This window comes from Pseudomonas syringae group sp. 243L2, from assembly GCF_032587875.1.
Classification (GTDB): Bacteria; Pseudomonadota; Gammaproteobacteria; order Pseudomonadales; family Pseudomonadaceae; genus Aquipseudomonas; species Aquipseudomonas amygdali.
Map to the genome: position 1 here is coordinate 99292 of NZ_JAWHPL010000032.1, position 20982 is coordinate 120273.

Annotated in this window: 21 protein-coding genes and 1 pseudogene; 15 read left to right on the forward strand and 7 right to left on the reverse strand. The window is 58.4% G+C overall.

Annotated features, from left to right (window positions below):
- Window positions 1-53: 53 nt before the first annotated feature.
- Window positions 54-1475, forward strand: a complete 1422-nt coding sequence (locus RYB66_RS22175; RefSeq protein ID WP_002552378.1) for a sugar porter family MFS transporter — start codon at window positions 54-56, stop codon at window positions 1473-1475.
- 49 nt (window positions 1476-1524) lie between these two features.
- On the opposite strand, the gene RYB66_RS22180 is transcribed toward RYB66_RS22175, so the two are convergent.
- On the reverse strand, window positions 1525-2145 hold the full coding sequence (locus RYB66_RS22180) for a LysE family translocator (protein ID WP_016980452.1): 621 nt from the start codon (window positions 2143-2145) through the stop codon (window positions 1525-1527).
- 163 nt (window positions 2146-2308) lie between these two features.
- Here RYB66_RS22180 and RYB66_RS22185 point away from each other — a divergent pair, with 163 nt between their 5' ends.
- The 12 genes from RYB66_RS22185 (at window position 2309) to RYB66_RS22240 (ending at window position 13503) form a co-directional block, all read left to right on the forward strand.
- Complete coding sequence (locus tag RYB66_RS22185) at window positions 2309-2788, forward strand: Lrp/AsnC family transcriptional regulator (protein ID WP_005778217.1); 480 nt, start codon at window positions 2309-2311, stop codon at window positions 2786-2788.
- 98 nt (window positions 2789-2886) lie between these two features.
- A complete protein-coding gene (locus RYB66_RS22190) occupies window positions 2887-3267 on the forward strand; it encodes a glyoxalase superfamily protein (protein WP_005778215.1) in 381 nt (126 codons plus the stop codon).
- A gap of 249 nt (window positions 3268-3516) precedes the next feature.
- Complete coding sequence (atzF, locus tag RYB66_RS22195) at window positions 3517-5322, forward strand: allophanate hydrolase (protein WP_316895444.1); 1806 nt, start codon at window positions 3517-3519, stop codon at window positions 5320-5322.
- A 15-nt stretch (window positions 5323-5337) separates the two neighbouring features.
- Window positions 5338-6447, forward strand: a complete 1110-nt coding sequence (locus RYB66_RS22200) for a BMP family ABC transporter substrate-binding protein (protein WP_316895446.1) — start codon at window positions 5338-5340, stop codon at window positions 6445-6447.
- Window positions 6448-6456: 9 nt separating this feature from the next.
- Entirely contained in the window at window positions 6457-7566 is a 1110-nt protein-coding gene (locus RYB66_RS22205) for an ABC transporter permease (RefSeq protein ID WP_005778208.1), read from the forward strand.
- Window positions 7559-8479, forward strand: a complete 921-nt coding sequence (locus RYB66_RS22210; protein ID WP_010201875.1) for an ABC transporter permease — start codon at window positions 7559-7561, stop codon at window positions 8477-8479. Before RYB66_RS22205 ends, RYB66_RS22210 begins: the two co-directional genes overlap by 8 nt.
- Window positions 8480-8505: 26 nt before the next feature.
- Complete coding sequence (locus tag RYB66_RS22215) at window positions 8506-9522, forward strand: formamidase (protein WP_005756763.1); 1017 nt, start codon at window positions 8506-8508, stop codon at window positions 9520-9522.
- Between the two features lie 4 nt (window positions 9523-9526).
- Window positions 9527-10213, forward strand: coding sequence for a cysteine hydrolase family protein (locus RYB66_RS22220; protein ID WP_005778203.1), 687 nt, complete (start codon window positions 9527-9529; stop codon window positions 10211-10213).
- Entirely contained in the window at window positions 10210-11751 is a 1542-nt protein-coding gene (locus RYB66_RS22225) for an ABC transporter ATP-binding protein (protein ID WP_162491499.1), read from the forward strand. The genes RYB66_RS22220 and RYB66_RS22225 overlap by 4 nt, the downstream gene beginning before the upstream one ends.
- The gene (locus RYB66_RS22230) at window positions 11748-12425 is read left to right on the forward strand and encodes an isochorismatase family cysteine hydrolase (RefSeq protein ID WP_316895452.1); all 678 of its coding nucleotides are present in this window, start codon (window positions 11748-11750) and stop codon (window positions 12423-12425) included. Before RYB66_RS22225 ends, RYB66_RS22230 begins: the two co-directional genes overlap by 4 nt.
- Complete coding sequence (hpxZ, locus tag RYB66_RS22235) at window positions 12425-12820, forward strand: oxalurate catabolism protein HpxZ (protein WP_316895454.1); 396 nt, start codon at window positions 12425-12427, stop codon at window positions 12818-12820. Before RYB66_RS22230 ends, hpxZ begins: the two co-directional genes overlap by 1 nt.
- Window positions 12817-13503, forward strand: a complete 687-nt coding sequence (locus RYB66_RS22240; protein ID WP_316895456.1) for a GntR family transcriptional regulator — start codon at window positions 12817-12819, stop codon at window positions 13501-13503. Before hpxZ ends, RYB66_RS22240 begins: the two co-directional genes overlap by 4 nt.
- A gap of 63 nt (window positions 13504-13566) precedes the next feature.
- Here RYB66_RS22240 and RYB66_RS22245 read toward each other — a convergent pair.
- Window positions 13567-13897: pseudogene (locus RYB66_RS22245) on the reverse strand (hypothetical protein); the annotation flags it as partial.
- A gap of 63 nt (window positions 13898-13960) precedes the next feature.
- On the opposite strand from RYB66_RS22245, the gene RYB66_RS22250 reads away from it, so the two are divergent.
- Window positions 13961-14257, forward strand: a complete 297-nt coding sequence (locus RYB66_RS22250) for a hypothetical protein (protein WP_031595622.1) — start codon at window positions 13961-13963, stop codon at window positions 14255-14257.
- A 194-nt stretch (window positions 14258-14451) separates the two neighbouring features.
- On the opposite strand, the gene RYB66_RS22255 is transcribed toward RYB66_RS22250, so the two are convergent.
- Together RYB66_RS22255 and RYB66_RS22260 are read right to left on the reverse strand one after the other, a co-directional pair.
- Window positions 14452-15195: a hypothetical protein gene (locus tag RYB66_RS22255; RefSeq protein ID WP_005745864.1), complete on the reverse strand. Its 744-nt coding sequence runs from the start codon at window positions 15193-15195 to the stop codon at window positions 14452-14454.
- Window positions 15182-15454 carry a hypothetical protein gene (locus RYB66_RS22260; RefSeq protein WP_005745863.1) on the reverse strand — a complete coding sequence of 91 codons (273 nt, stop codon included), beginning with the start codon at window positions 15452-15454 and terminating at the stop codon, window positions 15182-15184. Before RYB66_RS22260 ends, RYB66_RS22255 begins: the two co-directional genes overlap by 14 nt.
- Before the next feature lie 425 nt (window positions 15455-15879).
- Between RYB66_RS22260 and RYB66_RS22265 the strand changes: the two genes are divergently transcribed.
- Window positions 15880-17157 (forward strand): GGDEF domain-containing protein, encoded by a 1278-nt coding sequence (locus RYB66_RS22265; protein ID WP_005778197.1) that lies wholly within the window; start codon window positions 15880-15882, stop codon window positions 17155-17157.
- 68 nt (window positions 17158-17225) lie between these two features.
- Here RYB66_RS22265 and RYB66_RS22270 read toward each other — a convergent pair whose 3' ends face one another.
- The 3 genes from RYB66_RS22270 to RYB66_RS22280 form a co-directional block, all read right to left on the reverse strand.
- Window positions 17226-18239, reverse strand: a complete 1014-nt coding sequence (locus RYB66_RS22270) for an SMP-30/gluconolactonase/LRE family protein (RefSeq protein WP_057403480.1) — start codon at window positions 18237-18239, stop codon at window positions 17226-17228.
- Between the two features lie 17 nt (window positions 18240-18256).
- Window positions 18257-18829: a hypothetical protein gene (locus tag RYB66_RS22275; RefSeq protein WP_002552358.1), complete on the reverse strand. Its 573-nt coding sequence runs from the start codon at window positions 18827-18829 to the stop codon at window positions 18257-18259.
- Between the two features lie 144 nt (window positions 18830-18973).
- On the reverse strand, window positions 18974-20713 hold the full coding sequence (locus RYB66_RS22280; protein ID WP_316895460.1) for a dipeptidase: 1740 nt from the start codon (window positions 20711-20713) through the stop codon (window positions 18974-18976).
- Window positions 20714-20982 lie beyond the last annotated feature (269 nt).

A 20982-nucleotide genomic window follows, 5' to 3' on the forward strand; every position in this document is an offset into this window, starting at 1 on the left:
CTGACATCTACGTACTGGCGCGACGCTGGTTTCAAACGAAGGACTTCAGATTCATGTCTTCAAGTAGCACCTCAGCAGCGGCCGATCCGCAAGGTCGGCAAAGCGCTTCACCGAATCGACTCATTTTTATATCCGTGCTCGTGGCCACCATGGGTGCGCTGGCGTTCGGCTATGACACCGGCATCATCGCCGGTGCATTGCCTTTCATGACGCTACCCACCGATCAGGGCGGGCTGGGCCTGGATGCCTACAGCGAAGGAATGATCACCGCCTCACTGATCGTCGGCGCTGCGTTTGGCTCGCTTGCCAGCGGCTACATCTCCGACCGTTTCGGACGCCGTCTGACCTTGCGCCTGTTGTCGGTGCTGTTCATTGCTGGCGCACTGGGCACGGCCATTGCGCCTTCCATTCCGTTCATGGTCGCTGCGCGCTTCCTGCTGGGTATCGCGGTGGGTGGCGGCTCGGCTACGGTGCCGGTGTTCATTGCCGAAATCGCCGGACCGTCGCGGCGTGCGCGACTGGTCAGCCGTAACGAACTGATGATCGTCAGCGGCCAGTTGCTCGCCTACGTTCTAAGCGCGGTCATGGCCGCTCTGCTGCACACACCTGGCATCTGGCGCTACATGCTGGCCATCGCCATGGTGCCGGGAGTGTTGCTGCTGGTCGGTACATTCTTCGTACCGCCGTCGCCGCGCTGGCTGGCGTCCAAAGGCCGCTTCGATGAAGCGCAGGATGTGCTGGAGCAACTGCGCACCAACAAGCAGGATGCGCAGCGCGAAGTGGACGAGATGAAAGCGCAGGACGAGGAGGCTCGTCATCGCCCGAAAGCCAGGGAGTTGCTGCGTCAGGGCTGGGTCATCAAGTTGTTGCTGATCGGCATTGGCCTGGGCTTTACCGCGCAGCTCACAGGCGTTAACGCCTTTATGTACTACACCCCGATCATTCTCAAGAATACCGGCATGGGCACCAACGCCGCGCTGACCGCCACCATCGGCAACGGCGTGGTATCGGTTATCGCGACCCTGCTCGGCATTTGGGCGATTGGCCGTTATGGCCGTCGGCACTTGTTGATGACCGGACTGGTGATGGTCATCCTGATGCAGGCAGCGCTGGGTTGCGTGTTGCAATTCATGCCGCAGAACCTGACCCAGAGCTACACCGCCCTCGCCTGCATTCTGGTGTTCCTGCTGTTCATGCAGATGTGCATCTCGCCGGTCTACTGGCTGCTGATGTCGGAATTGTTCCCGATGCAGGTGCGCGGATTGCTGACCGGCACAGCGGTATCGATGCAATGGCTGTTCAACGCATCGGTGGCATTCACCTTCCCGATTGCAGTCGATACCATCGGCAACCCGACGTTCTTCATCTTTGCGGCCATCAACGTCGGCTCGTTGATATTTGTCTTCCTGTGCCTTCCGGAAACCAAAGGCAAATCGCTTGAGCAGATCGAGAAGCATCTGAAGAAGGAGCTGTAACGGCTGACCGGATGAGGCCATCAACGGCCTCATCTACCCTCCAGGCAGATCAGCGCACCAGCATCGACGCTGCCGCCGCTACCATGATTGCTGCCGCACCGCGAAACAGTTTTCTCTGGGCGCGCTCGCTCGACAATAAATGTCGAATGCGCAATGCGGCAAATATGAATACTGCACCGACGCCAAGCAACACCAGCACGGTCAACGGCACCAGAACCAGCCCCCACGTCTGCAAAGAAACCGTTTCGAGATTGATGACCAACGGTAAAAGCGCCAGATAAAAGGCAATGGTCTTGGGGTTGCCCAAGGTGATGGTCAATCCTGAAGCGGCCGCAGACAGCAACTCTTTTTTCTTTGCTGATTTTCCGATTTCTATGGCTTGATGGTCTGCGAACCAGAACTGCCAGGCCAGGTAGCACAGATAAATCGCGGCCCCCCAACGCACGACCTGAAACAACGCATTGAAGTGTTCGGCAATCATGGCAAGGCCAAATACTGCAAATGACAGATAGGTCAGATCCCCCAGGATGAGACCGGCCAGCAGGCAGAAGCCTGACAGCGCACCGCCACTGACACTGCGCGCAACCAGTGCAGCCATGCCAGGGCCGGGAATGGCTGCGGCAATGCCCAGCGCTGCCGAGTACGTAAGAACCTGAGTCAGATCCAGCATGTAGCACTCCTTGAAATGTAACAGCCAGCTTGAATACAGAGCCTGCTCAAGCTCCATGTTCAAAAATACTACGCGCTTGAAGCCGGAAAAAATCACCTGTTCTTACTGGCTGCGCGGCTGAAACCGGTATAAGTTTCCCCATCCAGGAGGAGTAACGGTATTTATGACCTCACCGACGTTAAGCTCGATTGATATGAGGATCCTCACGGCCCTGCAACAGGACGGCCGGATCACCAATCAGACCCTGGCCGATCAGATCGGCATGTCTGCCTCGCCCTGCTGGCGACGGGTCAAACAACTTGAAGAGCATCGCTATGTGCTGGGTTACAAAGCGGTGCTGGACCGTCGCAAGATCGGGCTGGGTGTCATGGTGTTCATTCGGGTCAGCATCGACTCTCACAGTGAAGCCGAGGCAAGAAAATTCGAGCAGGAAGTCATGCAACTGGAGAACGTCGTGGCGTGCTACAGCATCGGCGGAGATGCCGACTTTCTGCTTCAGGTGGTGGCACGCGACCTGGATTCGTTTGCCGACTTCGCCATGACGGTGGTCAGAAGGCTGCCCGGGATTAAAGAGATGCAGAGCATGTTCGTCTTGAAGGAGATAAAGCCTTTCGTCTCATTTCCGGTCAAACCTGCGGCCTGACCGCATCAGGCTTAGGCCCTGGATGGCAAGTTCGGGTCAGCAAACATGCATCACCTGTAAACATCAAACAATCGATCGTTTTCAATAAAGGAATAGTCATGTCCACGACCGAGCAAGCCACTGTGACTTTCGACAGTGCCATCCCGATCCTGCGGATGTTCGACGAACGCAAAGCGCGTGAGTTCTACCTCGACTTTCTCGGTTTCAGCGTCGAATTCGAGCATCGTTTCGAGGCCGATCTGCCGTTGTATCTGGGGATCAGCCGCAACGGGCTGCATTTGCACCTTTCTGAACATCACGGCGACGCCTGTCCGGGGGCTGCGGTGTTTATTCCCACTCAAAACATCGAGCAATTGCGCGATGAGCTGCTTGGCAAGCAGTACGGTTATGCACGACCCGGCATTGTTCAGCAGGGCTGGGGCCAGGTACTTGAAGTCTGCGATCCGTTCGGCAACCGCATCAGGTTCTGCCAGAGTTGAGGCAAACGCATTAACGTCAGCGGAGACCGATAAACCGGTTGTCCGGCTGACGCCACCACTGCCTGAACAATGGATATGCCGTGATCCATCGTTGTGCACATTGCCGCGTTCAAGCGCAAAGATGACGCATGACTGCGTCGAAAAACTTCGCTAGCAGCCTTTAAATCCCTGTCAATCCGCCTTCGGTCAACCTTGGCCCATAACGTGCAAACGTGCCAGCTCATCTTGTATACATGAATGAACACCACTATGACCGCACTCGATATTTCCCAACTTCAGTCGGCGTTACGTTCAGGTCAAACAACCCTGACGGCACTAGTGCAAACCCTGACGACGCACATTGATGCGGATGACCGGGCGGAAGTCTGGATTCATCGCGTGCCCGTGACGCAGCTTCTTGAAAGGGCGAAGACGCTGGAAAGCATTGCCGCAGAAGCGGGCGATTCGGTGTATGAGCAACTGCCGCTGTTCGGCGTGCCGTTTGCGGTCAAGGACAATTTTGACGTGGCCGGAATGCCGACCACGGCTGCGTGCCCGGCTTTCGCCTACACGCCCAAGGAAAATGCTCACGTTGTCCAGCTACTGCTCGACAGTGGCGCGATACTGATGGGCAAGACCAATCTCGATCAATTCGCCACCGGTCTGGTGGGTGTCCGCTCGCCCTATGGGGCCGTGCGCAATGCCCACGACCCGGCCTACGTCAGCGGCGGTTCAAGCTCCGGCTCGGCGGTGGCCGTCGCGCGTGGCTACGTGAGTTTTGCACTGGGCACGGACACGGCAGGATCAGGCAGAGTACCCGCCGGTTTCAACGGTATCGTGGGGCTCAAGCCCAGCCTTGGCCTGTTCAGCAGCCGAGGCGTGGTGCCCGCCTGTCGCACGCTGGACTGCCCGTCGATATTTGCCGGGGATGTGCTGCAAGCCTGGCAAGTGGCGCAGGTCATCGCGGCTTACGACCCGCTAGACCCCGCCAGTGTGGCCGTGCAGGCATTGGCGGTACAGCGCAGGGCTCGGCGTGTCGCGGTGCCAAGGCACTGCGAGTTCTTCGGTGATGCTCAGGCGCAAACGGCTTACATCAAAACCCTGGAAGCCCTGCAAAGCGACCCGCTGGTGACTGTCGAACCCATCGACTTCGATGTCTTCGCCGAGACCGCGGCCCTGCTGTACCAAGGCCCATGGGTGGCCGAGCGGCGGGCAGCGGTAGGCAGATTCTTTACCACCCATGCTGACGATATTCATCAAGTGGTGCGCGGCATCCTGCAGAGCGCCGCTTCGTTTGATGCCGTGGACACATTCAATGCCCGCTATCGACTGGCGGAACTGACGCGAACAGCCCAGCAATTGCTGGCCGGGGTCGATGTGCTGGTGGTCCCGACTGCGCCCTGCATGCCGACCATTGATGCAGTGCTCGCCAACCCGGTCGAGCTCAATTCACAGCTCGGCTATTACACCAACTTCGTTAACCTGATGAATATGTGCGCCCTCGCCGTCCCGACAGAGCGCCGTGCCGACGGTTTGCCTGCGGGCATCACGCTGATCGGCCCCGCTGGTGCCGACCAACGCCTGGCAGAAATAGCCGCAGCCTGGCAGCCACTCTTCGGCAAGGCAGACCAGAGCGAAGCCGTCGCGATGGCACCCCTGCCCCGCAACAGCCCTGTCGTGCAGGTCGCGGTTGTCGGCGCGCACCTCGTTGGCCAGCCGCTCAACTGGCAATTGCTCGAAGGCAGTGCCCGTCTGCTGCGTACCACAACCACCAGCGCAGATTACCGGTTGTATGCACTGGCCGGGACTTCGCCACCGAAGCCGGGCCTGGTGCGTGTACCTGACCAGGGCGAGCGCATCGAAGTCGAGGTCTGGGAAATGCCGCTGAACCTGTTCGGGGCCTTCGTCGCCGCGATTCCCGCGCCATTGGGCATCGGTTCTCTGCAATTGGCCGACGGCCAGTGGGTCAAGGGTTTCATCTGTGAGCCAGCCGGCCTTGAGGGCGCGCTGGACATCACTGATTTCAAAGGCTGGCGCGCCTACCGCGCCGCGCACACATCTTCCATCGCTCATTGATCAGGGGTAGCACGCATGTCGAACGTTGATCGTCGCAGTTTCATCAAGTTGGCAGGCATTATCGGCCTGAGCGCAGCACTGCCGTTTGGTCGTGCCTACTCAGCCGACGCGCCGCTGGTGGTGGGTTTCATCTACGTCGGCGCTCGCGACGACTTTGGCTACAACCAGGCCCACGCCCAGGCGGCAGCCATCATCAAGACGCTGCCCAACGTCAAAGTGATCGAAGAGGAAAACGTCCCGGAAACCGTGGCCGTGCAGAAGACCATGGAAGCCATGATCCGTCAGGACGGTGCGACACTGATTTTCCCGACCTCATTCGGCTACTTTGAGCCGCATGTGGTCAAGGTCGCGAAAAAGTACCCGGACGTGCGTTTCGCGCATTGCGGCGGCCTCTGGCAGAAAGGTAAGGACCCGATCAACGCGGGCAGCTTTTTCGGTTACATCGACGAAGCGCAATACCTGAACGGCGTGATTGCCGGGCACATGAGCAAGAGCAAAAAACTCGGTTTCGTCGCCGCCAAGCCTGTGCCTCAGGTACTGCGCAACCTGAATGCCTTTGCCATGGGCGCACGCTCGGTAGACCCGAGCATCGTGACCACGGTGATTTTTACCGGAGACTGGTCCTTGCCGGTCAAGGAAGCAGAAGCCGCCAACGGCCTGATCGACCAGGGCTGTGACGTGCTGACCTGCCATGTCGACGGCCCCAAGGTGATCGTCGAGACGGCTGAAAAGCGCGGTGTGATGACCTGTGGCTACCACGCCAGCCAGGCCGCGCTGGCACCAAAAGGTTACCTGACCGGTGCCGAATGGAATTGGGAAACGCCTTATCGCGCCCATGTCGCGGCAGCCCAGAGCGGCGCGCCGATGATCAACTTCCTGCGTGGCGGGCTCAAGGAAGGCTTCGTCAAGACTTCCGCCTATGGGCCCTCGGTGACTGCCGACGCCAAACAGCAAGCGGATGCCATCAAGGCGCAAATGATGGCCGGGCAGTTCGTGATCTTCAAAGGCCCACTCAAGGACAACAAAGGCGCAGTGGTGATTGCCGATGGTGTGTCACAAGGCCAGACCAACATCGCCCTGGAGAGCATGAATTACCTGGTCGAAGGTGTACTTGGCCAGCTCTGAGGAATGTTCATGAGCCTATCCATTAGTCTGCGTCGCCTCGCCAGCGCGCTGTTGCCGGGGCTGCCTACGGTGTTGGCGGTGTTTTCCTCGTGCGTGCTGTTCGGGCTGTTTCTGGCGGTTCAGGGCAAGCCTGCCTGGCAAGCCCTGCAATTGGTCGGCGAAGGCGCGTTTGGTTCATGGTTCGCCCTGGAAAATACCTTGCAGCGTGCAGCGCCATTGATGTTGACCGCACTCTGTGTGGCCCTGCCCGCCCGGGCCGGGCTGATCATTATTGGCGGCGAAGGCGCGCTGGTACTGGGCGGTCTGGCAGCGGCAGTGACACCCTTGTGGCTCGGCCCTTTGTCACCCGGGGTGATGCTCGTCTGCATGGCCCTGGCGGCGATGAGCGTCGGCGCGCTGTGGATCGGTCTGAGTGGCTGGATGCGCCAGCGTCGCGGAGTCAACGAAACGATCAGCAGTCTGCTGCTTTCCTACATCGCTCTGGCGCTGTTCCGGCAGTTGGTGGAAGGGCCGTTACGCGATCCGGCAAGCCTGAACAAGCCTTCGACTCCACCGCTGGACGATGCCTATATGCTCGGCACCATCAGCGACAGTTTCGAGGTGCATTGGGGGCTGGTGGCGGGCGTGGTCGCGTGTCTGCTGGCGTATGTGCTGGTGCGCCACAGCATCAAGGGTTTTGCCCTCGCCGTGGTCGGCGGCAACGTACGCACGGCGTTGATGATCGGTCTTCCGGTAGACCGCTTGATCCTGCTCAGTTGCCTGCTGGGCGGCGCGGCAGCGGGTCTGGCCGGCATGTTCGAGGTCACCGCAGTGCAAGGCAGCGCCAACGCCGCGCTGATTGCCGGCTACGGCACCAGTGGCATTCTGGTCGCCTTTGCCGCACGCCATCATCCGCTGGCCATTGTCGTTTGTGCCATTTTGCTGGGTGGTCTGGAAGCCAGTGGTGGGCTGCTGCAACGACGGCTTGGCCTGCCGGACGCCACCACGCTGATTCTTGAAGGTCTGCTGTTCACCAATCTGCTGCTCTGGGAAGCCCTGGGTGGGCGTATCGCCGCCTGGAAGATCAGGCTGACGACGTCGCCCGCGTCACTCGACAAGGGAGCACTGCAACATGGCTGATATCGACCTGACTACCTTTCTCCTCGCCCTGCTGGCCGGAGCTATCCGCGTCGGCACACCTTTTTTGTTCGTCAGCCTGGGCGAATGCCTGACCGAGAAAAGTGGCCGGATCAATCTGGGGCTGGAAGGCATTCTGGTTGCCGGCGCGATGTCCGGATACGCCGTGGCGTGCCTGAGCGGCTCGGCGTGGCTGGGCGTTGGCGCTGCCGCCGGGGTCGGCATTTTATTGGGGCTGCTGCACGGCCTGGCGTGCTCGTTACCTCGGGTCAACGACATCGCGTTCGGCATCGCGCTGATTCTGCTCGGCACCGGGCTGGCGTTTTTTCTAGGCAAGGCGTTTATCCAGCCGCAAGCGCCCATGCTGCCTTCATTGGCGCTGGGTGCCTGGAGCGACGAAGAACGGGTGCGTTCGGCGCTGAATATCAATGTGCTGTTCTTCGTCGGCGCAGCGCTGGCATTCGTACTGCACTGGGGGCTGCGCACCACACGCTGGGGGCTGATGCTGCGCCTGGTCGGCGACCACGCCGAAACCGCTCAGGCGCTGGGCTATCGACCGCTCAAGGTGCGCATTCTGGCGACAGCGGTCGGCGGCGGATTGGCCGGAATAGGCGGCGCTTACCTGTCGCTTTACTACCCCGGCAGCTGGAATGAAGGGCTGTCCAGCGGGCAAGGATTGATGGCCGTGGCGCTGGTGATCTTTGCCCGCTGGCGTCCACTGGCGTGCCTGTGGGCATCGTTGCTGTTCGGCGCTGCCGGAGCCATCGGCCCGGCCCTGCAAGCGGTCGGTATCAGCACCGGCTACTACCTGTTTGCCGCAGCACCTTATGCGCTGACGCTGGTGGTGATGTATGCCACTTGCCGCCGTGGTCGCACCCTGAACGTCGCACCTGGCGAGCTCAGCCTGACGCGATGAACTGATCTTTTCGAGGAGGCATGCACATGGCCAGTGGTCTTGGTGGTTTGAACAAGTCGCCCAATGGTGTGGTGATCGGCCTGGCGCAACTGGCGCTGCCTGATCCGCACACCCGTGAGGCGTTGTGGGCACAAACGCAGAAAGTGGTCAGCATGGTGGCCAAGGCGCGACGCAGCAATCCGGGCATGGACCTGATCGTGTTTCCCGAGTACTCGCTTCACGGCCTGTCGATGAGCACCGCGCCAGAGATCATGTGCAGCCTCGACGGGCCGGAAGTAATGGCGCTGCGCGAGGCGTGCCGGGAGCAGCACATATGGGGCTGTTTCTCGATCATGGAGGCCAACCCGCACGGCAATCCATTCAACAGCGGCCTGATCGTCGACGATCTCGGCGAGATTCGCCTGTATTACCGCAAGCTCCATCCGTGGGTGCCGGTCGAGCCCTGGGAACCTGGCGATCTGGGTATTCCGGTCTGCGATGGGCCGCGTGGCAGCAAGCTGGCGCTGATCATCTGTCACGACGGCATGTTTCCGGAAATGGCCCGCGAGTGCGCCTACAAGGGTGCCGACATCATGCTGCGCACCGCGGGTTACACCGCACCGATCCGTCACTCGTGGAAGATCACCAACCAGAGCAATGCCTTCACCAACCTGATGCAGACCGCAAGCGTCTGTATGTGTGGCTCCGACGGCACATTCGACTCCATGGGCGAGGCCATGTTCGTCGACTTCGACGGCACGATCATGGCTGAAGGCGGCGGTCGGGCCGACGAAATCGTCTGCTGCGAACTGCGCCCCGATCTGGTCCGTGAGGCCCGTGTGCACTGGGGCGTGGAGAACAACATCTATCAATTCGGCCATCGCGGCTATGTGGCGGTCAAGGGTGGCGCGCGCGACTGTCCTTACACCTACATGCATGATCTGACCGCAGGCCAATACCGTCTGCCCTGGGAAAACGATGTCGTGCATACCGATGGCAGCTCGTGCGGGTTTGCGGCCCCCGAGCGCGACTTCAAACCTACCCCCAGCAGTTGGGAGGAGTAATGCCATGAGTGAACGTCATATTGCATCGGCGCCCTACCCCTGGCCCTGGAACGGGCAATTGCATGCGCACAACACCGCGCTGATCGTCATCGACATGCAGACTGACTTCTGTGGCGTCGGCGGCTACGTCGACAGCATGGGTTACGACCTTTCGCTGACCCGTGCGCCCATCGAGCCGATCAAGGCACTGTTGGCGCTGATGCGCCCGCTCGGCTTCACCATTATTCATACCCGAGAAGGCCACCGCCCGGACCTCAGTGACTTGCCAGCCAACAAACGCTGGCGCTCGCAACGCATCGGCGCGGGAATCGGCGACCCAGGCCCCTGCGGCAAGATTCTGGTACGTGGCGAGCCAGGCTGGGAAATCATCGACGAGCTGGCACCGCTGCCCGGCGAAATCGTGCTCGACAAGCCCGGCAAAGGCTCCTTTTGCGCCACCGATCTGGAACTGATCCTGCGCACTCGCGGCATCGACAATCTGATCCTGACCGGCATCACCACCGACGTCTGCGTGCACACCACCATGCGCGAAGCCAATGACCGTGGCTTCGAGTGCCTGCTGCTGGAAGACTGCTGCGGGGCGACCGACCCTGGCAATCATGCGGCGGCCCTGAGCATGGTCAAAATGCAGGGCGGTGTGTTCGGCGCAGTGGGACATTCCTCGATGTTTCGCGACCTGTTTGGAGCATGAACATGCACGCCCCAAGCCTTGAGACGATTGGTGCCAGCAAGCATTTCGGTACGTTTCGCGCACTCGACGAGGTGTCGTTCAAGGTCCGCGCCGGCACCGTCCACGCCCTGCTCGGCGAGAACGGCGCCGGCAAAAGCACGCTGGTCAAAGGCATCATCGGCTACAGCCCGCTGCAATCGGGCAGTATTCTGGTCAACAACCGCGAGCATGCGATCAGCACACCGCGCGATTCTCATCAGTTGCATATCGGCATGGTGTATCAGCACTTCACCGTCGCGCCGGGCCTGAGCGTGGCTGAAAACCTGGTGCTCTCACGTGGTGATCTGCCGTGGCGTATCAACTGGACCCGCGAGCATGAGCGTCTCGAAGCCTTCATGGCAAAGATGCCTTTTCGTCTGGATATCCATCGGCCGGTCAGCAGCCTGGCCGCCGGTGAAAAACAGAAACTGGAAATCCTCAAGCAGTTGTATCTGCAGCGTCGGCTGATCATTCTCGATGAACCGACCTCGGTACTCACGCCGCAAGAGGCCGATGAAGTGCTGGGGCTGATGCAGTCGATGGCGCATCGCGGTGAACTCACCGTGCTGATGATCACCCACAAGTTTCGCGAGGTTAGCACCTATGCCGATGACGTTACTGTGCTGCGCAAAGGTCGCTGGGTGGGCAGCGCAGCAGTGGCTGACACCACCACACAACAGATGGCAGCGTGGATGATGGGCGACGCACAGGTTCGCGGGGTTAGCACCGAGCGCCCGGTGATGGCGGCTCGTCCGCCGCAGTTGCAGGTGGCAGCTCTGGATGTTCCTGGCGACAAAGGCACGCTGGCGGTGAAAAACCTTTCTCTGGCGGTGCATCCGGGAGAGATCGTCGGGGTTGCGGGTATTTCCGGTAACGGCCAGCGCGAACTCACCGAAGCCCTGCTCGGCCAGCGACCATTCAGTGCCGGACAGATATCGGTCGATGGCCAGCCCTATCATGCGCAGCGTGAACAAATGCAGCGCCTGCGCGTGTTCAGCCTGCCCGAGGAGCCCTTGCGCAACGCCTGTATCGGCAGCTTCAGCGTGGCCGACAATCTGGCCCTGCGCAACTTCGACCAGGCGCCGCTGTGCCGTCAGGGCTGGCGTCTTGATCGTCATGCAATAGGCGCACAGGCACGCACCCTGATCGAACAGTTCAAGGTCTCGCCCAACGACCCGAACCGCCCTATCGGCACCTTGTCGGGAGGCAATGTGCAGCGCGCCGTACTGGCGCGAGAACTGCCCCCTGACGTCGCGGTGCTGATCGTCGCCAATCCGGTATTCGGCCTGGACTTTGCCAGCGTCGCGCTTATCCACCAGCGCCTGATTGACGCACGTAACAGCGGCACAGCGGTCCTGCTGCTCAGTGAAGACCTCGACGAGCTGCTGAGCCTGGCAGACCGCATCGTGGTCATTCATGACGGCGAACTGGTTTTTGAAACCAGCGCAGCGGTCGCTGATCGAACCGAGCTGGGTCGACACATGGCCGGCGCCGAACAGCTGGCCGGAGAACCGGTATGATCAGCGTCAATGCGCGTCCGGACTGTTTCACGTTCGCCCCCTCCTGTGCCGCTGTGGTGATCATCGACATGCAGCGCGATTTCCTCGAGCCCGGCGGCTTTGGTGCCGCGCTGGGCAACGATGTCGTACCGTTGCAGGCCATCGTGCCATCGGTGCAACAACTGCTGGCGCTGGCCCGTGATCAGGGCATCACGGTGATACACACTCGTGAATCGCACAGCGCGGACCTTGCCGACTGCCCGCCCGCCAAGCTGGCCCACGGCTCGCCAGGTCTGCGCATCGGCGACCCTGGCCCGATGGGGCGTATCCTGATTCGCGGCGAACCCGGCAATCAGATTATCGACAGCCTGACGCCGCTCGCCTGCGAGTGGGTCATCGACAAACCCGGCAAGGGCATGTTCTTCGCCACCGACCTGCATCAGCGGCTGACCGACGCTGGCATCACGCATTTGATCTTCGCAGGCGTTACCACCGAAGTTTGCGTGCAGACCAGCATGCGCGAAGCCAGTGATCGGGGTTATCGCTGCCTGCTGATCGAGGATGCGACCGAAAGCTATTTCCCGGCCTTCAAACAGGCCACTCTGGACATGATCACCGCACAAAACGCGATTGTCGGGCGTGCAGCGTCACTGGCCGATCTGCAACACGCCCTGCAAACAAGGAGTACACCCTGATGGACATCAACCTTGCGCACATCGTCGCCGAAGTGACCCACGCTTTCACTGATTACGAGCGCGCCCTACTGGCCAACGAGCTGACCACACTGGATGGGTATTTCTGGAATTCCGAACAGACCGTTCGCTATGGCGTCGCGGAAAACCTGCACGGTGCCGAAGCCATCGCGCGCTATCGACGCCACTGTCAGCCAGTCGGGCCCGGTCGAAAATTATTGCGCACCGTGGTGAGCACCTTCGGTGAAGACTTCGCCACCGTCAGCACCGAGTTTCACGATGGCGTTACTGAGCGTCTGGGACGGCAGATGCAAACCTGGGCACGCCTGGACGGCGGCTGGAAAGTCGTTGCGGCACATGTCAGCATTGACCTGAGCAGCCTGGAGCCACGCCCTTGAATTCCCCCAACACCACCAACGCGCTGGCAGAGGACGTCTATCGTCGGCTCAAGCAGGAGATCTTCGACTTCTATCTGCTGCCCTACGACCGCTTCACCGAAACGCAACTGGCAGACCGTTATCAGGTGTCACGCACGCCGGTGCGTGACGCGTTGTACCGGCTGCAGCGTGAGGGTTATCTGGATGTCGAGTTTCGACGGGGCTGGTCAGTCAAGCCGCTGGATTTCGACCAGATAGACCAGTTGTACGATCTGCGCATCGTGCTTGAATGTGCTGCGGTCGAGCGTATCTGTGCATCCCACGAGGTGCATCCGGAACTCAATGTGCTGCGCCAGCACTGGCTGATTGATCGCAGCCAGTGGCAGATAGACATGCAAGTGGTCGCCGACCTCGATGAGCAGTTTCACACCCAACTGGTGGCCGCCTCGGGCAATCTGGAAATGGCTCGTGTTCATCAGGAAGTGACCGAGCGCATTCGCATCGTGCGCAGGCTGGACTTCTTCAAAAGCGCCCGTATCGAACATACCTACCTGGAGCACGCCGCGATCCTCAATGCATTGCAGGCACGCAAACGGGACGAAGCGCTGCTGCTACTGCGCTCTCATGTGGAAATCAGCAAACTCGAAGTGCGCAAGCTGACGATATCGATGCTCAGAGATGCGCGGCGGCGGCATGAAGCATGAAGCATGAAGCATGAAGCATTGAAGATTATCAGCTGCTTCTGCCGAGTTATCTGGTGAACGGTCGTCGGGAGATCGTTTCAAGATCAGATTGGCGATACCGCCAATTGTCAGAAACAGCTTTCGAATACGGAGCTCAAGCTCGCCCAGAATAAGCGCGTTGGATTCCTGCGACCTGCTATACGCGTCGGGCGAAGAGCGCCTTCCATTCTTGCGAAAAGCGCCGGTCGTTTGCCACGTTCGGAACGTCGATGGTTTTCCCGGTCAATATGCCTAGTCCACATGAGTCGCGCTTGCCGGTAGTGATGTTATCCACAAGAGCTTCAGAAAAACCGGACGGCAGATTCGGGAAAATGCGATACGTGAGTTGGACAACACGTCTTTTAGAGGAAGACAGCGTGCTCGTCGTTGTTCAGCTATTAACGCTATCCTCGGCACTTTCCGGAAATGGAAGCCCACAATGACACGAGCCGTACTGTTGGTGCTGTTGATCCTCTCGGTTGCATGGCTGGCGCAAAGTGGTGATGGCGACGAAATGCAATGCCCTGACAAAGATGCGAATTTTTTTGCTGAATCCATCAACGCGTATTTTGACAAACATCCACCAAAAGCCGGTAAAGCCGTGACCATTCCTGACGGCGCCCGTTACGACAATCGTACCCACTGGTGGATAGTTCCGGTCGACGTCGGCCAGGAAAGATTACAGGCGCTGTTGAGTTGCGACGGCCATCTAGAACTGTCCGGGCGTAAAACATGAACAACATTGCGCTGGATATCACCTGCCTGACGCCACTGCCTTACCATCGATAGGTCGTTGATTATCTGAAAAACAGCGAACCTGCAGTGCGGAGCTGGGCCTAGTCGCTCGGTGTCAGGCAGGAATGTGTCGAGGACGTGAAGGTCGGAAGCTCTGGAGGAGGTCATGAGGTCTGTTGCGGTCTGCGGTGTCTGTCAGCTGTGAGTGACAAGCCGGTCAAGTGCATCAATTGCCGAGCTGCACCATTCGGTCACATCATCGAATTTGTACTCCACTGCCAAGGCGTCGGTGATTTCAACTTCAAGTTCTGCCTCCGCCCCGGAGTTGTCAAACAAGTAAGCTCGACTTGACGCTTGAATGGCCTCAGGAAGCAGTGCCAGACACCTATGATAACGAGCACGTATCGTTTCTGGCTTAACGTCGTGCCCTCCTTCGCCAACACGAATGGCAACCCGGTTGATATTGATTTCCGGGGCCTCGGTTGAAACGAAATACAAGTATGTGCGGTATCCCAACGACCTGGCTTTCTTGATGAAATCAACCTTGGAGCGGTCTGACATAACCGTTTCAAAAGTGAAGCTGGCGGCTTGTTCAAGCAATTGATGCCGGATGAAGTCAGCGACGACCGATGAGTGGTACGAATTTATCTGGATCGAGTCGATCATCAGGGATTGACCGACAACAGTGAAATGCTCAGCCTGAGCCCCCAGCTGTTCTCTGACGATCAACGGATGAGAAGTAAAAAAGTCTTGAAACGCTTGCTGATCGAGGCTCACGGAGAAAGGCGAGAGGTCTATGAAACCGTTCTCTCCCGCCTCACGTTCCAGGTCGTCAGCATTAACGTATATATAGATTAAATCAGGATCAAGAAGACGCTTAATGGTGCTTTTGCCAGAGCCGTTTGGCCCTGCAAATACACGGAGTCTAGGAACCGGCACTGGCGGACGCCCCAGAGCCGATTTTGAAGCAAACTCCAGCCTTCACGCTGCGACGGGGTTTGGAAGCACAAACAATTTGCTCGGTACCGTCTGCTCGTTCGGCAACGATAAATCCGCCCTTGGAAAGCACAACGGTACGACCAGCTGCCTTGGCTTTTTCGTAAGCCATCCGTGTCGCAAGAGAAGCCTGAGCCGGGATCTGAGCTTCAAGCTTTTGAGTGGCCTCTTCAGACAATGCTTTGTTGACGGCTTTAGGCATGAATCCTCCTGGTCCTTCTGCTTAGGTGAGCGTGAACGACTTCATAGTAGCCCGAAAAAATGCTTTTCGACACGAGACAGATTAAACCTTGTTTAGCAGATGTGGCGCAAACGAGAGACCTCTCTGCGCCAATTCCTTTCGTACAAGCAGCCATTTTACCGATGCGGACAACCCCGTTTCACACCAGCCAAATGCCACAACAACAGCGTACCTATCAGCCCCACGGTCGCAAACGCCCGGCAGTGCACTGGATATCGTCGTCACGCGCGCAATAAATCATTTTAGTCATGTAGGTATAGTGCCTGTGCAACAAGGCTTGGTGCTTGCGGTCCAACTCACTGCACTTACTACCCGCCCGGCATCGCGTCACCCATCATCTGATCAGAGCCGCGATCAATTCAACGGATCACTCGACAGGACATCAGATGACCTCATCCAGCCAGCGCCTGGCCCTGCTTGAAGCAGTTGTCGAGCAGTCATTCAATGCCGTTTTGATCACCGATGCCAATCTGACCAATGGCGGCCCGTTCATTGTGTATGTCAACCCGGCATTCTGCGCGATGACCGGCTACGCAGCAGAGGCATTGATCGGCCTTTCGCCACGGATCCTGCAAGGACCCGACACCGATCGTCAGGTGATCGAGCGTATGCGTCAGTGCTTGAGCGAAAGCCTCTTTTTCGAAGGGTCGACAGTCAATTACCGCGCGGACGGAAGCCCCTATGTCGTCGAGTGGAAAATTTCCCCGGTGCGCGACGATGCGGGTGCGGTTTGCAACTTTGTATCGGTGCAGCAAAACATCAGCCCGCGCATTCGAGCAGAGCGCGAACAGCATTTGCTGGCTCAGGCGCTGAACGCCGCGCTTGATCCGATCATGATTACCGATTGCAACGCCACTATCGTTTTTGCCAATGAGGCCTTTCAGCACATCACCGGTTACAGCGCGTCGGAAATAATCGGCGAAAACCCGCGAGTGCTTAGCTCGGGTAAACATGATGAGATGTTTTATGCGCAATTCAATGAAGCGCTGGCCAGTGGTACGCCCTTTCGTACTACCTTTATCAACAAGCGCAAGGATGGCTCTCTGTTCTACGCAGAACACAGCATTTCCCCGCTGTGTAACCTGGAAGGAACCATCACGCATTACGTCAGCATCAGCCAGGATGTAACCACGCGGCTGGGCCGTGAACAGAAGTTGCTGGAGATTGCTCACAGCGACCCGCTGACCGGGCTGAACAACCGAAGGGCGGCGGAACACACCCTTGAGCGGCTCATCGATACCGCGCGAATATCGGGCAAGCCGTTCACTCTTATCATCGGCGACATCGATCATTTCAAATCGGTCAATGACCGATATGGCCACCCTGCTGGCGACAGGGTATTGACCAGCGTTGCAGTCATCCTTAAACAACGGATCCGCCTGCAGGATGTCGCGGCTCGATGGGGAGGAGAAGAGTTTCTGATATTCGTGCCCGATAGCTCACTGGATCATGCCGCTGAATTGGCCGATCGCATTCGCGAGGGCGTTGAGGGTCTGTTGATACCGAATACAGGCTCAGTGACTATTTCTCTGGGAGTTGCGCAACTCAGCCCGGGAGAAACAGCGGCAAGCCTGATTCAGCGTGCAGACAAAGCGCTCTATCAGGCCAAGCGCCGGGGCCGCAACCGTGTCGATATCGCACAGGCAGACGACACGATTTATTGAGGTTGGCTACGAGCGGAGTCTTCAGGAATACCGCACGGCGCTATTGGTATCTCACCGTGACGGAGGCTTTACGGCCGACTACCACCAACAAGAGCGGGTATTCTCAGCACCTTGTTGGCAGCGGTGATGTAAATCCAGTGCTGTGAACCGGTAGAACAGAATGCAAGATTGCCGGTGTCTTTCGCCGTCACCTTTATTTTCCCCAGCAACTCACCGCTGGCAGAGAACACCTGAATGCCCTCTTTGCTGCTGCTCCAGACGTTGCCCTGCGCGTCGACCTTGAGTCCGTCAGGGATGCCGGGGGCAATCTCGGCAAACACCTTGCCGTTACTCAGCGCCCCGTCGCGCACCTGATACACCCGGATGCTGTGTGCCAGTTTAGGATTCTTGAAATCATGCGCCAGTTGCGAGTCGGCGACATACAGCAAGCTTTGATCGGGTGAAAACGCAAGACCGTTCGGCGAATGAAGTCCCGGGGTATTCAACCTTACCAAATGGTTTTGTTCCGGGTCGTAGCGGTATACATACTCGCCGCCCTGCTCCGGTTTGCCGCCATAACTTTCAGCCTTGTTCAACACGCCGAAGGTTGGATCACTGAACCAGATACCACCGCGCTTATCGACCACGACGTCATTCGGGCTGTTCAAACGCTTGCCCTCGTACCTGTCGACCACTGTGCGCCATTGACCATCCGCCTCCTGTCGCACTATTGCGCGTTCGCCATGGGATGCGGCGATGACTCGGCCTTCGGCATCCAGAGCATGCCCGTTCTGATAATGGGCGGGGTCGAGCCATACAGTGACGCCGTCATGCTCTTTCCAGCTCATGACCTTGTTCGCCTTCACATCACTCCAGATCAACCGACCGTCGGTCAAACACAAAGGGCCTTCCGCCCACTGCGCATCGGCGGTAAGCACTTGTGCCTGCGCGCCGGGCTGGATGAGTGCAGCAAACCGCGGATTACTGGCAACCACCGTGACTGGCGACGCGTCTGAAGCCATCACTGCGCCTGCGGCGAGAAGCGCGCCCGCCAACACGAGCGAAGTGGTTTTCCTGCCTGGATGACGGAAGACTCTATTCATGCATTTCGCCCCATTGATCAGTAGGCACACCGGCCAGAAGAACGTTTGGCAGCAGCATCCGGCTTGAGTTTCACGATGAGTTGAACGTTGGGCTGATCACCCACGGTACGAGTCAGATGCCCGACCCTGTTGTCGCCAGGCCTTGCTTTGGAGCTGCTGTCGGCATTGAACTGCATTTCCCCGGGGCCCTGAACCAATACCGTGCCATCGGTGGTTTCCACCGACCACTGACCCTGTAAGGTGATCACCCACTGAGGGCCCGGCGCATGGTGCCAACTGCCGACGTAACCCGGCGGCAGTACCGCGTAGGCAATACTTTCTACTTCGTCGGGCGATACTCCGATCCACTGAGGCTCGGCAGGTGGCGCGTAACTTTTGAATTCCAGCCCCTCGATACGGCAATGCTCGACATGGGTGGCCCCTGTCTCGTCAGCCCAGACAGTGGCGTACTTGACGGGGGGCTGAAGCTTGCCGTTGCTGGTGGTACTTTCTTGAGAGTTTGCGGGTACAGACAGTACCGCCGCATTGACGCTACTGCTTGCCGCACAAACGGCAGCAAAGGTCAGTGCAAATGCAAAGAGCGTTTTCATGGGTAAATCCTTGTTCGCGAGAACACTGGGTGGGAAGACAACGTCGCTGTGCCACTACCAATCACTAGGCCAGTCGCGTAATAACGCGCGATCAAACAATCACTCATCGAAACCGGACCTGCCCTGACAGGCCCGGACGTTAAATCAGAGTTTCGGTAACTGACCGATGCGCGCCATCATTTCGGTAACGATCTGCAGGTCCAGCAGAAACTGTCCGGTCGTCTTGAACTCGTTGTCCGTGTGGCCGGTATATTTGACTTCGGGCCTCGCCAGACCGAACTGCACGCCATTGGGCAGTTCATGTACCGACGTCGCGCCAGCCGAGGTGCCGAACGCGTGTTCCATACCCAGATTTTCGCTGGCAACCGCAAGCAGCGCCCTGACCCATTCGCCCTCTGGATTGCGGTACATCGGCTTGGCAATGGAATAGTCGAACGCAGGCTTGATGCCGGTTTTCACGCTCCACGCTGCAAGTTTTTCGGAGATTTCGGATTTGAGCTCTTCCGGAGACCTGCCCTTGGGCACGCGCAAGTTGACCGCAAGTTTGAACGCTGTTTCATCCATCGCGACATAGGTAAGAGAAGCGGTCAGCGGCCCCATGAACTCGTCGGAGAAACCAACGCCCAACTTGTTGCCCAGATAATCAAGGCCCCAGTTGTCGGCTGCATAGCGAGCAGCGTCAGTAATCTGGTTATGTTTGAGCGCGACCTTGCCTTGAAGGCTGTTGATGAAGTCAAGCATCCTCGCAACCGGGTTGACTCCAGACTGGGGCGCCGATGAGTGCGCGGAAACACCCGTCACTGTCAGCTTGACGTCATTGCCGTCGACGCTGGCATCGACCGCGAAATTGCCGCCATTGTTTTTCACGTAATCCGCACCGGCCTGTTGCAGGCTGGCAGCCAGTTGCGCAGGCTTGTCGGTTAACAGAGTAGCGACCGATTTCGATGGAATCTGGTTGGTGGCCGCACCTCCGGTCATCGAAACGATTTCAGCACCCTCGCCGTCAGCGTTGCGTCGCGCGAAACTGGCCATGACCGTCCCATAACCTTTTTCCGCGATGACAACCGGGTAGCTGCCATCCAGCGCCAGGTTGTAACCAGGCGTTGGGTTGCGTTCAAAATAGTAGGGGATTGCGTCACCCGTGGTCTCTTCAGTTGTATCGATCAGCAACTTGAAGTTTCTGGCCAGCGGCAGCTTTTCTTCCTTGATGACCTTCATGGCATAGAGCGCCACGACAATGCCATTCTTATCGTCTTCGGTGCCACGCCCATACAGGCGATCACCAATCAATGTAACCTTGAACGGATCGAGCCGCGTGCCGTCCGGCAACACCCAGTTTTCCGGCGTGACCGGTACAACATCCGCATGGACGTGAATGCCCACGACTTCATTGCCCACCCCATCGAGCGAGACTTCATAAACGCGGTTATCGACGTTGCGAAATTTCAGATCGAAGCGTTCGGCAAGGCCTTTGATCGCGTTGGCGATCTTGATGAACTCCGGGTTTTCATGCTGGGCAACGCCGTCAACACGGGCGGTTGGAATGGCGACCAGCTCACGCAATGTGTCGGTTGCCGCATTGCCATACTTCAACCGGGTATACAGACCGAGCAGGCGATTAATGTCGTTCTGTTGCGCGTCGGAAAGTGTTTTGTTGTCGAGAAAGGCGTTGATGGCCGGGCCAAAATCAGCAGCTTTTACACCATCAGTGCTGGACAGACTTTTCAGAAACTGCCTGAAATCCGTGACCGATTTCTCATCGAAAGTCTTGAGAATGATCGTGCTCTGTTGTGCAGTGACGTTGGCATTCGCCACGCTGGTGAAGGACGAAAGGCTGGCCATTATCAACGCGGTTGCGGCCAGTTGCTTGAGTGACAGGTTCATTGTTCAGGGCATTCCTTGGCAGGTAAAGCACGCAAAAATTCTGACCACTTGATCAGTAAGATTTCAAACTTACACCATGAGCAATGATGCGAGAATCCCCGCTTTGAAATGAGGCAATGCCTTAAAGGGCTCGAATGATCAATGTGCCCTGAAACACACGTGATCAGTACGACCTGACCGAGTTGCAATCCCCCATCCGATTACCTATATTCCGGCGTGGCGCCATCTACGCCACCTACCGCGGAAAGGGCTGCGCCCAGGATTCTGAT